Source organism: Cupriavidus sp. OV096 (assembly GCF_900115455.1).
In the GTDB taxonomy this organism is placed as follows: domain Bacteria; phylum Pseudomonadota; class Gammaproteobacteria; order Burkholderiales; family Burkholderiaceae; genus Cupriavidus.
Genome location: NZ_FOWM01000014.1, coordinates 82,550 through 96,032, shown reverse-complemented (window position 1 = coordinate 96,032; position 13,483 = coordinate 82,550). Strand labels below are relative to the sequence as shown.

Here is a 13,483-nt window from a genome sequence, read left to right as displayed (position 1 = left end):
TTCGAACGTTTATTTCAAACGCACGGCGGATGCCTCGCGGCGGCGGGAATTGGAGGGCATGCTCGGTGTCCGCGCGTTGACTTCGCCCCCGAAACTCGGCGATTGTCTACGGCAGTCAAGACCCGCCCCCAGGCCCGCCCCCATGTCCATCGTCCAGCCCGCCGTTGCCCTCCAGCCCATTCCGCGCGACCCGGGCTGGCCCATCGTCGGCAATCTGTTCCAGATCACGCCGGGCGAGGTCGGGCAGCATCTGCTGGCGCGCAGCCGGCACCATGACGGCATCTTCGAGCTGGACTTCGCGGGGCGGCGCGTGCCGTTCGTGTCGTCCGTGGCGCTGGCCAGCGAGCTGTGCGACGCCACGCGCTTCCGCAAGATCATCGGCCCGCCGCTTTCCTACCTGCGCGACATGGCCGGCGACGGCCTGTTCACCGCGCACAGCGACGAGCCGAACTGGGGCTGCGCCCACCGCATCCTGATGCCGGCGTTCAGCCAGCGCGCGATGAAGGGCTATTTCGACGTGATGCTGCGCGTGGCCAATCGCCTCGTGGACAAATGGGACCGTCAGGGCCCGGACGCCGATATCGCCGTGGCCGACGACATGACCCGGCTCACGCTGGACACCATCGCGCTGTCCGGTTTCGGCTACGACTTCGACTCCTTTTCCAGCGAACGGCTAGACCCGTTCATCGTGGCGATGGTCGGCGCGCTGCAGGAGGCGATGAACAAGCTCACGCGGCTGCCGATCCAGGACCGCTTCATGGGCCGCGCCCACCGCCAGTGCGCCGCGGACATCGCCTATATGCGCAACCTGGTGGACGATGTGATCCGCCAGCGCCGTGCCGCGCCCACCGCCGGCATGGACCTGCTGAACCTGATGCTGGAGGCGCGCGACCCCGAGACCGACCAACGCCTGGACGACGCGAACATCCGCAATCAGGTCATCACCTTCCTGATTGCCGGGCACGAGACCACCAGCGGCCTGCTGACCTTCGCGCTCTACGAACTGCTGCGCAACCCCGGCGTGCTGGCGCAGGCCTATGCGGAGGTGGACGCCGTGCTGCCCGGCGACGCCGCGCCGGTCTACGCCGATCTCGCCCGGATGCCCGTGCTGGACCGCGTGCTCAAGGAGACGCTGCGGCTCTGGCCGACCGCGCCGGCGTTCGCCGTGGCGCCGTTCGACGATGTGGTGATCGGCGGGCGCTACCACCTGCGCAAGGATCGGCGCATTTCGGTGGTGCTGACCGCGCTGCACCGGGACCCACAGGTGTGGGCCCACCCGGAGCGGTTCGATATCGACCGTTTCCTGCCCGAGCACGAGGCGCGGCTGCCGGCGCACGCCTACATGCCGTTCGGGCAGGGCGAGCGCGCGTGCATCGGCCGGCAGTTCGCGCTGACCGAGGCCAAGCTGGCGCTGGCGCTGATGCTGCGCCACTTCGCCTTCCACGATCCGTACGACTACCAGTTCAAGCTCAAGGAAACGCTGACGATCAAGCCCGACAACCTCGTGCTGCGCGCGCGGCGGCGCCGCCCGCACGAGCGCATCGCGGCCCAGCCCGTGGCGGCGGAGGCCACGCCCGCCGCGCAGGCCGAGGTACGCGGCCACGGGCAGGCGCTGACCGTGCTGTGCGCGTCGAGCCTGGGCACCGCGCGCGAGCTGGCCGAGCAGATCCACGCCGGGGCGGTGGGCGCCGGTTTCGCGGCGAAGCTGCAGGATCTCGACGACGTCGTCGGCGCGCTGCCGGCGTCGGGCATCGTGGTGATCGTCGCCGCTACCTACAACGGCCGCGCGCCGGACTCGGGCCGCCGCTTCGAGGCGATGCTGGACGCGCACGCGGCGGCCGGCTATCGCGCCGACGGCCTCCGGCTGGCGCTGCTCGGCTGTGGCAATTCCCAATGGGCGACCTATCAGGCGTTCCCGCGCCGCGTGTTCGACTTCTTCACGTCGGCTGGCGCCGTGCCGCTGCTGGCGCGTGGCGAAGCCGATGGCAACGGCGACTTCGACCAGTCCGCCGAACGCTGGCTGGGCCAGCTCTGGCAGGCCTTGCAGGCCGATGGCGTGGACCCGGGCGGGGCGGGCACGGGCGGCATCGTCGCGGAGGTCCGCAGTCTGGCGGCGATCCGCGCCGAGACGCTGCCGGCCGGGACGCTGGGCTGCACGGTCTTGTCGAATACCGAACTTGTGAACGATCCGAGCAGCCTGTGGGATTTCTCTCTTGAGGCGCCGCGCACCTCCACGCGCGACATCCGCCTGCAACTACCGCCCGGCGTGACCTACCAGACCGGCGATCACCTCGCCGTCTGGCCGCAAAACGACGCCGCGCTGGTGGAGGCGCTGTGCGAACGGCTCGACCTCGACGCGAACGCCATGGTCACGCTCTCCGTGCCGCAAGGCACCGGGCGGGGCCTGCCGATTGGCCAGCCGCTCCCGCTGCGGCAGTTGCTGACACACTTTGTTGAATTGCAGGACGTGGTTTCCCGGCAGACGCTGCGCGGGCTGATGCGCGCCACGCGCTGCCCGTTCACGCAGCAGGCGCTGGCAATGCTGGCCTCGGACGATGCCGAGCGCGGCTACGCGGCGCAGGTGGCGGCGCGGCGGCTGGGTCTGCTCGACGTGCTGGTGGCGCACCCGGCGATCACGCTGTCGCTGGAGGGCCTGCTCGGTTGCGTGGTGCCGATGCGGCCGCGTTTCTATTCGATTGCCTCGTCGCCGCTGGTGTCGCCGGACGTGGCGACGCTGCTGGTCGGCACGGTCTGGGCGCCGGCGCTGTCCGGGCGCGGGCAGTTCCGGGGCGTGGCCTCGACGTGGTTGCAGGGGCTGGCGCCGGGTGCGCGCGTCGCGGCGTCCATCCGCACCCCGAACCCGCCGTTCGCGCCCGAGGCCGACCCGCGCGTGCCGATGCTGCTGATCGGCCCGGGCACCGGCATCGCGCCGTTCCGGGGCTTTATCGAGGAACGGGCGGCGCAGCGCGCGGCGGGGCAGGCCGTGGCGCCGGTGCAACTCTACTTCGGCTGCCGCCATCCTTCGCACGACTGGCTCTACGGCGACGAGATCGCCGCCTGGGCCGGGCAGGGCGTGGCCGAGGTTCATGTCGCCTATTCGGTGGTACCGGAGGCGCCGCGCTATGTGCAGGATCTGCTCTGGCAACGGCGCGACGCCGTCTGGGCGCAGATCGAAGCCGGCGCCACGGTCTACGTCTGCGGCGACGGCCGACGCATGGCGCCGGCGGTACGCCAGACGCTGATCGACATCGGCACGCAGGTAGGCGGGATGGACGCCACGCAGGCGTCCGACTGGTTCGCCGGGCTGGTGGCGCAGGGGCGGTACCGGCAGGACGTGTTCAACTGACGGCGCGTATTGAGGCGCTGTCCCTCTCCCCCGGCCCCTCTCCCGCAAGCGGGCGAGGGGAGACCCCACTCGGTTTGCCAACCGGCCGTTGGCGATGGAGACCCCGCTCGGTTTGCCAATCGGCGAGGGAGACGACCCTTCGGTTTGCTCCCCTCTCCCTCTGGGAGAGGGGCCGGGGGAGAGGGCAGGCGCCTGCCGGAGCCCCACCGCTTCCTGGCAGAATTCGACGGATCATTGTCCGTCAGCCGCCCCGCGTCGCCCGTACGCTGGTAGCCATCCCCCTCTTATCCGGAGAATCCGATGGCTACCTCCGCCATGCGGCAGGCGCGCGTGCTGGCGCTGTGCCAGGCGCTTTACACCGCCGCGCTGTCCGTTGACCTGACGCTGACCGGGCTGGTCGGCTACACGCTCGCGCCGGACAAGGCGCTGGCCACCTTGCCGTTCGCGCTGATTACCGTGGCCTCGGCGCTGACCGCCATCGCCGCCGCATTCCTGATCGAGCGCTTTGGCCGCCGGCTGGCGTTCTCGCTCGGGGGGCTGGCCTGCGCGCTGGGCGGCGTGGTCTCGGTCTGGGCGATCTATACCCATCACTTCGTGTTGTTCTGCGTCGGCACGGCGCTGGTCGGCGTGTTCCAGGCGTTTGCGCGCTTCTACCGGCTCGCCGCCGCCGATGCCGCGCCCGCGCCGGACAAGCCGCGCGCCATCTCGGCCGTGCTCACCGGTGGCGTGGTCGCCGCCGTCTGCGGGCCGGCCATCGCCGCGTGGAGCGCGGACATGATGCAGCCGCTGCCGTTCGCGGGCTCGTACGCGGTGGTCGCCGTGTTCGGCGTGCTGACCATGCTGGTGCTGGCCTTCGCCTACCGCGAGCCGGCCTCGCTGGCCGCCGGCAGCGCCGCCAGCGATGGCCTGCCCGCGCGCCCGCTCGGCGAGATCGTGCGCCAGCCGATCTTCCTCGCCGCGTTCGCCAACAACGGCATCGGCAACGCGGTGATGATGTTCGTGATGACGGCCACGCCGATTGCCGCCGTGGCGTGCCAGCACACGATCACGCAGGGCGCGCAGATCATCGAATGGCACCTGGTCGGCATGTACGCGCCGTCGTTCTTCTCGGGCTGGCTGCTGCAACGCTTCGGCAATCCGGCGATGCTGGCCAGCGGCATTGCGCTGTCGGCGCTCGCGGCGGTGGTGGCACTGTGCTCGACCGCGCTGCCGGCCTTCTACCTCGCGCTGCTGTGCCTCGGCATCGGCTGGAATTTCATGTTCGTGGGCGGCACCACACTGCTGGCGGGCAGCTACCGCACCGCCGAGCGCGCGCGCACCCAGGCGACGGCCGAGTTTTCCGCCGCCGTGCTGACGGCGCTGGCCACGCTGGCGGCGGGGCAGGTGCTCTATCACTGGGGCTGGCAGGCCGTGAATCTGGCCGTGCTGCCGGCGCTGGCGCTCGCGCTGGTCATCACGCTGCGCTGGCAGCGACATGCGCGGCGGGTGGGGGCGATGGCGGCACCCGCATGATCGGCCGGCGTATGATCGGGGCCACTCCCTTCGCTCAAACCGCTCGATTCCCATGCCCACCGACCTCCATCTCATCGCCGCATCGCCCCGCGTGGTGGTGATCGTGGCGCCGGACCCGGCGCAGGAGCTTGACGTCACCGGGCCGACCGCCGTGTTCGGCGCGGCCAACAAGCTGTGCGGGCGGGCCGAGCCGTTCTACGACGTGCGCGTGGTCAGCGTCAGCGACGACGCCATCGTGCGCACCGAAAGCGGCGTGCGGATGCTGGCCGACGCGCCGTACCACCAGATCGCCGACGCCATCGGCCAGCCCATCGACACCCTGCTGATCTCGGGCGGCTCCGGCCACGCGGCGGCGTCTGACGACGCGCGGTTGATCGGCTGGATCCGCGAGCAGGCGCCCCGGGTGCGGCGGCTCGGCGCGGTCTGCACCGGCGCCTTCGTGCTCGCCCGCACCGGGCTGCTGGACGAAGCGCGCGTGACCACGCACTGGCGCCACGCGGACCGCCTGGCCACGCGCTACCCCCGGCTGACCGTCGATGCGGACCCGATCTGGATTCGCGCGGGCCGCTACTACACCTCGGCCGGCGTGACGGCGGGCATGGACCTGTCGCTGGCGCTGGTGGAGGAAGACCTCGGGTACGCGGTGTCGCTCGAAGTGGCGCGCGAACTCGTCCTGTTCCTGCGTCGACCGGGCAACCAGGCGCAGTTCTCCACCTCGCTGCGCGCGCAGGCGGCCGAGAGCGTGGAGTTGCGGGCCTTGCAGGGATGGATGGCGGATCACCTCGACCGCGACCTCTCGGTAGCCGTACTGGCCGAGCGGGTGGCGATGAGCCCGCGCAACTTCGCGCGCGTGTTCGCCAAGCAGGTGGGGGAGACTCCGGCGCGCTACGTGGAGCGGCTGCGGGTGGAGGCGGTGCGGCGGATGCTGGAGGCCAGCGACCGCCGGCTGGAGAGCATCGCCCACGCCACCGGCTTCGCCAACGCGGACGTCATGCGGCAGGCCTTCCTGCGGCATGTCCAGACCACGCCCGAACGCTACCGGGCGGCCTTCCGGGCGGAACGGGGCGCGGCGGCCTAGCGACCGCCGACCCGCGCCCTTATCCCATTAACGGCTGGATTGCAGCGCCGCGATGCGCTGTTCGATCGGCGGATGGCTCGAGAACATCGCCAGCCACTTGCGGCCGCCCGAGATCCCCATCGCCTGCATGTTCTGCGGCAGGCCATCGGCATCGAGGCCGCCCAGGCGGCGCAGCGCCGAGACCATCGGCGTGGGCGTGCCCATCAGGCCGGCCGCGCCTGCGTCCGCACGGAACTCGCGCTGGCGCGAGAACCACGCCACGATCACGCTGGCCAGGATGCCGAAGAGCAGCTCGCAGACCACCACGGTGATCATGTAGCCGATGCCGGGGCCGCTCGACTCCTCGTCGTTGCGGCGCAGCCACGAATCCACGAAGTAGCCGACCACGCGTGCCATGAAGATCACGAAGGTGTTCACCACGCCCTGGATCAGCGTCAGGGTGACCATGTCGCCATTGGCGATGTGGGCCACCTCGTGCGCCAGCACGGCTTCCACTTCGTCGTGGGACATCGACTGGAGCAGGCCGGTGGACACCGCCACCAGCGAGCTTTTCTTCGACGCGCCCGTGGCGAAGGCATTCGGCTCGCCGTCATAGATCGCCACTTCGGGCATCGGCAGGCCGGCTCGGGTGGCGAGTTTCTCGACGGTCTGCATCAGCCACAGCTCGGTGCTGGTGCTCGGATGGGTGATGATCTGGGCACCGACCGACCACTTGGCGATGGTCTTGGACATCAGCAGCGAGATGAACGAGCCGCCGAAGCCCATCAGCGCGGCGAACGCCAGCAGCATGCCGAGGTTGAGGCCGTTGGATGTCAGGTAGCGGTTCACGCCCAGCAGGCTGGCCGCGACGCTGAGGACGAGCATGACGGCGATGTTGGTCGCCAGGAACAGGAAAATACGTTTCATGGTGTGTGGGGCAAGGATAAAGACGCGGACGAGCCGCAGGCGCGCACGGCGCTGACTGGGCGCCGCACGACAAACGGAACGCGCACGGCCGGCCAGTGGCGGCCACGCGCGCAATGGGGGATCAGCCGCGCGGCGGGCGCGGCAAGCGGGGAAGGTGGGGGTCCGGCAGCGTGATGCCGGCATAGCGCGGCAAGGCGCCGCGCACAGAGGGGGCGGCCACACGCGGCATCGGCGCGGGCAACAGCTGTTCGGCGAAGTCGGCGCCCGGCGGCGAGGGCTCGGCGCTATCGGCCGGCATCGGCAGGCCTGGCTCCGCCGGCGCGGCGAAGTCGGCCTGATCGGCCAGCACCGGGTCGGCGGCAATCATCACCGCCTGCATCGACGTCTCCACCTGGGCCACCGGCGTGCTGACGCCTGCCCAGGCCTGCAACGGCAGGAAGGCAAGCAGCACGATCATCAGCAGGAGCCGAAGCGGTTGCACGGAGCGGTGTGACGAGGGGGACGACATTGGCGTCGATTCTACCGCAGGGGGCTGGCGGCCGTTGCCCCGCAGCAAGCTGACGGCAAATCGTCTACACTCCCTCCGTAACCCTGTAATCGCTACAGGGATTTCCGAACCCGGAGAACCAGACCATGCGTATCGGCGAACTGTCCCGCCACAGCGGTTGCGACGTCGAGACCATCCGCTATTACGAGCGCGAGGGGTTGCTCGATGCCCCGCAGCGGGAAGACAACGGCTATCGCCGTTACGGCGACCCGCATCTCGTGCAGCTCAACTTCGTGCGCCATTGCCGTTCGCTGGGGATGAGCCTGTCCGATGTGCGCCGGCTGCGGGATTTCCAGCGCAATCCGTCGCTGGCGTGTGGCGATATCGACACGCTGCTTGACCGCCAGATCGACCAGATCCACGCCCAACGCGTGGCGCTGGAAGCGCTGGAAGGGCAGTTGCGTGCGCTGCGGCATACCTGCGAGAACCCGAACCCGCATCCGGCCAGCGAGTGCGGCATTCTCCAGAACCTCCAGCAGGCAGCCGAAGGGGCGGCCTGCGAATGCCATCCACGGCATTGATGTAATGCGCTCGATTGTATAAGAGCGTATCAATGCGGCGCATAGGGTACACCCTCAGCCCGCGCCATCGGACGGCTGTGCTAGCATGGCCGTTCGTTTTCCCTGCATCTCAGATCATTCTCACGATGTCCCGTCATCTGCCGTTCACCGCATTCGCCATGGTCCGCTTCCAGCGGCCGGCGGGCGCGTGCGTGCGGGTGACGCGCATCGCCATGCGCAGCATCGACCGCCGGATCAACGCCCCGCTTGATCCCGCCCGGTTCCCGGCCTGACCGATCCCCACCAAGCGGGCCCGGCGCCGAACCGGGCCCGAGTCACCGCAGTTTCCATCCTGCCGGCGTCGCCCCATTGCGCCGGCCATTGAATTCCTGACACCCTGGCCGCCGCGCGCCTGAATCTGCGCTCGGCTGCCGCCTTGCGAGAGAGACCTTTGCCATGGCCAAGTCCAACGGCGTTTCCAGCAACGCCCCCACCCTGTACCTGACCGAACTGGACGTGACGCGCCTGGAAGGTATCGCCAGCCGCGCCGCCACCGCCGAACTCGACGAAATGCTGGACGCGCTGCTCACCCGCGCGGCCATCGTGCCGCCGGACGCGATCCCCAAGGACGTGGTGACGATGAACTCGCGCGTGGTCTGCGCACTGGAAGGGGAGCCGGCGCCGCGCGACTGGACGCTGGTCTATCCGGACGATGCCGACCTGGCCGGCGGCCGCCTCTCGGTGCTCTCCCCGGTGGGGCAGGCGCTGCTCGGCGCCCGCGCCGGCCAGACCGTGGACTACCGCCTGCCGGACGGCCGCCAGCAACGCGTGACCGTGCTGGAAGTGGCCTTCCAGCCCGAAGCCAGCGGCCAGTTCACGCTCTGATCTCGCGCTGATTCCCCCGGTCATCCGCCTGGATTGACCGGTCAACGCGGCTGGCACCCCGCCAGTCGCGCCCCCGCGGCCACCGTTCATCGGCAGGTCCAGCGTTTCACGGCGTGCAACGCACCATTCGTCGCAGCGGTATTTCTCGTTGGCGGCCGACCCACTAACCTTCACTCCGTGCTCAGATGGCAACGCAGATTGTTCATCCGGGCAGCAGTTCAGCTGTCTACATAAAAAAGCAGTGAATCAGTTGAAGGAGTCCCAGATGAACGCCAAACGTATCCTTGGCGGCGCCCTTGTGTTCGCCGCATTCGCAGCGTCAGCCGCGGCCATGGCCGCGCCGGCCGCCACCAGCAAGGCTGGTAAGTTCGACGTCTATGCCGATGCCTTGCGCACCGGCAGGTTCGATGTCTACACGGACGGTGCAAAAACCGGCCCGTTCGACACCTATACGGATGGCGCCCGCCAAGGCCCGTTCAACCCGTTCGGCGAAGGCACCCGGCAAGGCAAGTTCGACAGCTTCAGCGAAGGCAGCCGCACGTTCAGTGGAGAGATCTCCGCGACGCCGGTCGACAACTCGCGCAATGGCGACTTGTACGGCTACAACTATCGCGTCTGAACCTAGCTCGTCCTGACGGACAACGCGGCCACTTAGGTGGCCGCGACAGTTTTCTCTCCCACCTGCCCGGCCGACCTCCTCCTTCTCTCTCTCCGCCCGGCAGGTGATTTTTCCTTCCGCTGTTCCCGCCGTTCCCGCTTCCCCGCTTACAGCTTCTTCGCCGCAAACGTATCGCATTTGCGGATATCCCCCGTGGTCAGCCCCTGCCTGAGCCAGCGCACACGTTGTTCGCTCGTGCCGTGGGTGAACGCCTCCGGCACCACGTAGCCCTGCGCTTGCCGTTGCAGCCGGTCGTCACCAATCGCGGCGGCGGCTTTCAGTCCTTCCTCCACATCGCCCGGTTCCAGCAGTGCCTGATTGGCCTTTTGCGCCGTCGCGGCCCAGACGCCGGCCAGGCAGTCGGCCTGTAGCTCCAGACGCACGGATAGCTGGTTCGCCTGCGCCTCGCCCATGCGGCGGCGCGCGGCGTCCACCTTGGCGGACACCCCGAGCAGGTTCTGCACATGGTGGCCAATCTCGTGGGCAATCACGTACGCCTGGGCGAAGTCGCCGCTGGCGCCGAAGCGCTTGCGCAGCTCGTCATAGAAGGCCAGGTCGATATAGACCTTCTGGTCACCCGGGCAGTAGAACGGCCCCATCGCCGACTGACCGGTGCCGCACGCCGTGGGCGTGGCGCCCGAGAACAGCACCAGCGTGGGCGGCGCGTAGCGGCGGTTCAGGTCGGTTTCGAAGATGTGCTCCCATGTCCGCTCGGTATTGCCGAGCACCTTGCGCGTGAACACGGTGAGCTGGTCGGTGGCCGGCGGGCGGTGCGCCTGGGACTGCGGCGCCTGCTGCGGCTGGCCCTGGATGACCGAGGCGCCCTGGAAAATCACCGACGGATCGACCCCAAAGAAATACGAGGCGGCCAGCGCGATAACGATGGTGCCGATACCGATCGATTTGCCGCCGATGGGGAAGCCGCCGCCGCCAAATCCGCCGCCACGGCGGTCTTCCACATTCTGGCTTTCGGCTTCGTCGTCGAGACGCATGAGGGCTCCGTCATAGCTTGTAGATCGGCGGCCACGTGGGGCCGCCATATGTCGGAGCAGTATAGCAATGGCGCCCGACGGTAGATGTCAGCCATCCACCGTCAGGTACATCCCTTAGTGGCCCTCAGCGGGCCCTCAGACCGCCGCCGGCTGGCGCAGCGCGCCGCCGATGCCGAGGTCCGCGTCCAGGCTGCCCGCCACTTCGGTGCCGACTTCGGCCACGCGCAGCAGGTTGGTCGTGCCGCCCTGGCCGAACGGCATGCCGGCCGCAATGGTGATCTGGTCGCCCGGCGCCGCGTAGCCTTCCACCAGGGCCGCGCGGGAGGCGGCTTCCACCATCTCGTCCACGCTCTGCACATCCGGGCTGACCGTCGAATGGATCCCCCAGGCCATGGCCAGCCGCCGCGCAATCTCAAGATTCGGCGTGATGCTGACGATGGGCGCGCACGGCCGCTCGCGCGCGGCACGCAGCGCTGTGGCGCCGGACGACGTGTACGTCACCGTAGCCACCGCGCCGATGATCTGCGTGACCTCGCGCAGCGCCGCGCAGATCGCATCCTGGCGCGTGGAGAGCGGCGCCTCGTGCTGCGCATCGATCATATTGCGGTACAGCGGGTCCTGCTCCACCTCGGTGATGATGCGGTCCATCATCGATACCGCCGGTACCGGATGCCGGCCGTTGGCCGATTCGGCGGACAGCATCACGGCATCGGCGCCGTCGTAGATGGCGCTGGCCACGTCGGAGGCCTCGGCGCGCGTGGGCACCGGCGAGTCGATCATCGATTCCAGCATCTGCGTGGCGATGACGATGGGTTTGCCCAACTGGCGGCAGATGCGCAGGATGCGCTTCTGCACGCCCGGCACGCGCTCGGGCGGCAGTTCCACGCCGAGGTCGCCGCGCGCCACCATCACCGCGTCGGACACGCGCACGATCTCTTCCAGCTGCTGCAATGCCGCCGGCTTCTCGATCTTCGACAGCACGCCTGCGCGCGTGCCGATGATCTCGCGCGCCTCGGCGATGTCCGAGGGCCGCTGCACGAAGGACAGCGCAATCCAGTCCGCGCCCAGCTCCAGCGCGAAGGCCAGGTCGCGGCGGTCCTTCTCGGTCAGCGCGGGGATGGGGATCACCGCGTCCGGCACGTTCACGCCCTTGCGGTCAGACAGCGTGCCGTTGTTGGCCACGCGCGTGGTGATGCTGCCGCTCGCCACGGCCACGATGTTCAGGCGCACCTTGCCGTCATCGATCAGCAGGGACTGCCCGGCACTGGCCGCGCGGAACAGCTCCGGGTGCGGCAGGTAGACGCGCGTGGCATCGCCGGGCGTGGGGTCGCTGTCCAGCACGAAGGTGTCGCCGGCCTTGACCGCCACCTTGCCCACCGCGAAGGGGCCGATGCGCAGCTTCGGGCCCTGCAGGTCGGCCAGGATGGCGATGGGGCGGCCGGTCTCGGCCTCCACCTGGCGCACGGCGTCGTAGCGCGCGCGATGGTCCTCGTGCGTGCCGTGGCTGAAGTTCAGCCGGAACACGTCTGCGCCGGCATCGAACAATTGGCGGATGACCGCGATGTCCGAGCTGGCGGGTCCGAGCGTAGCAACGATCTTGGCTTTGCGCTGGCGTCTCATGATGTCTCCTTCCTGTTTCCGTGGGGCTCTTGTGCGTCTTGTGGGGCGGCGCGATCCGGGATCAGACGATCAGGATCGCGCGGAAATCGTTGACGTTGGTACGGGTGGGGCCGGTCACGACGAGGTCGTCGAGGCCGGCGAAGAACCCGTAGCCGTCGTTGTTGTCGAGGTGGGCGCGGGCGGACAGGCCACGGGCGCCGGCCCGCGTCAGCGTGTCCGGGCCGAGCAGGGCGCCGGCGTTGTCTTCGGAGCCGTCGATGCCGTCCGTGTCCCCGGCGATGGCGTGCACGCCGGGCAGGCCGTCGAGCGCCACGGCCAGCGCCAGCAGGAATTCGGCATTGCGCCCGCCGCGCCCGTCGCCGCGCACGGTGACGGTGGTTTCGCCGCCGGACAGGATCACGCACGGCTTCTGGAATGGCTGGCCGCGCGTGGCGACCTGCCGGGCGATGGCGGCGTGCACTTCGGCCACATCGCGCGCTTCGCCCTCGATGCAATCGGACAGGATGTGCGCGGTCAGGCCCAGCTCGTGCGCGCGGGCCGCGGCGGCTTCGAGCGACTGCTGGGCGCTGGCCAGCGTGACGCTGCGGTGGCCGGCAAAGCGCGCGTCGCCGGGCTTGGGGGTTTCGCCGGCGCCGCTCTCCAGGTGCCGGCGCACGTTGGCGGGCACCTCGATCTGGTATTTGGCGATGACTGCGAGCGCGTCGGCGCAGGTGGTGGCGTCCGGCAGCGTGGGGCCGCTGGCGATCAGGGTCGGGTCATCGCCGGGGATATCGGAAATCAGCAGGGTCTCGACGCGTGCCGGCGCGCAGGCCAGCGCCAGCCGGCCGCCCTTGAGCGCGGAGAGATGCTTGCGCACGCAGTTCATCTCGCCGATGTTCGCGCCGCTGCGCAGCAGCGCCTTGTTGACCGCCTGCTTGTCTTCCAGTGTCAGGCCCGGGGCCGGTGCCGCCAGCAGCGCGGAGCCGCCGCCGGAAATCAAGCAAAGCACGAGGTCATCGGCGGTCAGTCCCCGCACGGCTTCCACCATGCGTTGGGCGGCGCGCTGGCCTGCGGCGTCGGGTACCGGGTGGGCGGCTTCCACGACCTCGATGCGCCGGCAGTCGGCGCCATGGCCGTAGCGCGTGACCACCAGCCCCGACAGCTCGCCTTGCCAGTGCGCCTCCACGGCCTGCGCCATCGCGGCGGCAGCCTTGCCTGCGCCGATCACCACGGTGCGGCCCTTGGGGGGCGATGGCAGGTGCGGCGGCAGGCAGTGGGCGGCGCTGACGGACGCCACGGCCGTGTCGAACAGGTCGCTCAGCAGCGCGCGCGCGTGGCGGGGATCGCGGAAGTCAGGGAGGCTGCCCGGTCGCTGGGGCGACAGCAGGGCGGCGGTGGCGTCGGTGGCAAGCATGTGGGGTCCGGAAGGCAAGGCAAGACCCGGGCACGGGGCCCGGGCG

12 protein-coding genes are annotated in these 13,483 nt (G+C 69.7%); 7 read left to right on the top strand and 5 right to left on the bottom strand.

Translation table 11 applies throughout. The features are described 5' to 3' along the window. Positions 1 to 142 precede the first annotated feature (142 nt). From BM115_RS23865 to BM115_RS23855, 3 genes are all read left to right on the top strand, one after another. Positions 143 to 3,346 carry a bifunctional cytochrome P450/NADPH--P450 reductase gene (locus BM115_RS23865; protein WP_092300256.1) on the top strand — a complete coding sequence of 1,068 codons (3,204 nt, stop codon included), beginning with the start codon at positions 143 to 145 and terminating at the stop codon, positions 3,344 to 3,346. Between the two features lie 300 nt (positions 3,347 to 3,646). Next, positions 3,647 to 4,858, top strand: coding sequence for an MFS transporter (locus BM115_RS23860; RefSeq protein WP_092300253.1), 1,212 nt, complete (start codon positions 3,647 to 3,649; stop codon positions 4,856 to 4,858). Positions 4,859 to 4,910: 52 nt separating this feature from the next. Continuing rightward, positions 4,911 to 5,936 (top strand): GlxA family transcriptional regulator, encoded by a 1,026-nt coding sequence (locus BM115_RS23855; RefSeq protein WP_092300250.1) that lies wholly within the window; start codon positions 4,911 to 4,913, stop codon positions 5,934 to 5,936. A gap of 27 nt (positions 5,937 to 5,963) precedes the next feature. Here the strand turns inward: BM115_RS23855 and htpX are convergent, their stop codons facing one another. Beyond that, entirely contained in the window at positions 5,964 to 6,842 is an 879-nt protein-coding gene (gene htpX, locus BM115_RS23850; protein WP_092300247.1) for a protease HtpX, read from the bottom strand. 121 nt (positions 6,843 to 6,963) lie between these two features. Then, positions 6,964 to 7,299 (bottom strand): hypothetical protein, encoded by a 336-nt coding sequence (locus BM115_RS23845; RefSeq protein WP_092300244.1) that lies wholly within the window; start codon positions 7,297 to 7,299, stop codon positions 6,964 to 6,966. A 176-nt stretch (positions 7,300 to 7,475) separates the two neighbouring features. Here BM115_RS23845 and BM115_RS23840 point away from each other — a divergent pair, with 176 nt between their 5' ends. The 4 genes from BM115_RS23840 to BM115_RS23830 all read left to right on the top strand — a co-directional run bounded on the left by BM115_RS23840 (position 7,476) and on the right by BM115_RS23830 (position 9,393). Then, positions 7,476 to 7,910, top strand: a complete 435-nt coding sequence (locus BM115_RS23840) for a Cd(II)/Pb(II)-responsive transcriptional regulator (protein ID WP_092300241.1) — start codon at positions 7,476 to 7,478, stop codon at positions 7,908 to 7,910. Between the two features lie 125 nt (positions 7,911 to 8,035). Continuing rightward, positions 8,036 to 8,182 (top strand): hypothetical protein, encoded by a 147-nt coding sequence (locus tag BM115_RS27365; protein ID WP_177220001.1) that lies wholly within the window; start codon positions 8,036 to 8,038, stop codon positions 8,180 to 8,182. Positions 8,183 to 8,345: 163 nt separating this feature from the next. Then, entirely contained in the window at positions 8,346 to 8,774 is a 429-nt protein-coding gene (rnk, locus tag BM115_RS23835; protein WP_092300238.1) for a nucleoside diphosphate kinase regulator, read from the top strand. A 265-nt stretch (positions 8,775 to 9,039) separates the two neighbouring features. Continuing rightward, the gene (locus BM115_RS23830; protein ID WP_092300235.1) at positions 9,040 to 9,393 is read left to right on the top strand and encodes a hypothetical protein; all 354 of its coding nucleotides are present in this window, start codon (positions 9,040 to 9,042) and stop codon (positions 9,391 to 9,393) included. A gap of 146 nt (positions 9,394 to 9,539) precedes the next feature. Here BM115_RS23830 and BM115_RS23825 read toward each other — a convergent pair whose 3' ends face one another. From BM115_RS23825 to BM115_RS23815, 3 genes are all read right to left on the bottom strand, one after another. After that, positions 9,540 to 10,424, bottom strand: coding sequence for a KPN_02809 family neutral zinc metallopeptidase (locus BM115_RS23825; RefSeq protein ID WP_092300232.1), 885 nt, complete (start codon positions 10,422 to 10,424; stop codon positions 9,540 to 9,542). Positions 10,425 to 10,559: 135 nt separating this feature from the next. After that, positions 10,560 to 12,044: a pyruvate kinase gene (gene pyk / locus BM115_RS23820; protein ID WP_092300229.1), complete on the bottom strand. Its 1,485-nt coding sequence runs from the start codon at positions 12,042 to 12,044 to the stop codon at positions 10,560 to 10,562. 61 nt (positions 12,045 to 12,105) lie between these two features. Beyond that, positions 12,106 to 13,437, bottom strand: coding sequence for a glycerate kinase type-2 family protein (locus tag BM115_RS23815; RefSeq protein WP_092300226.1), 1,332 nt, complete (start codon positions 13,435 to 13,437; stop codon positions 12,106 to 12,108). Positions 13,438 to 13,483 lie beyond the last annotated feature (46 nt).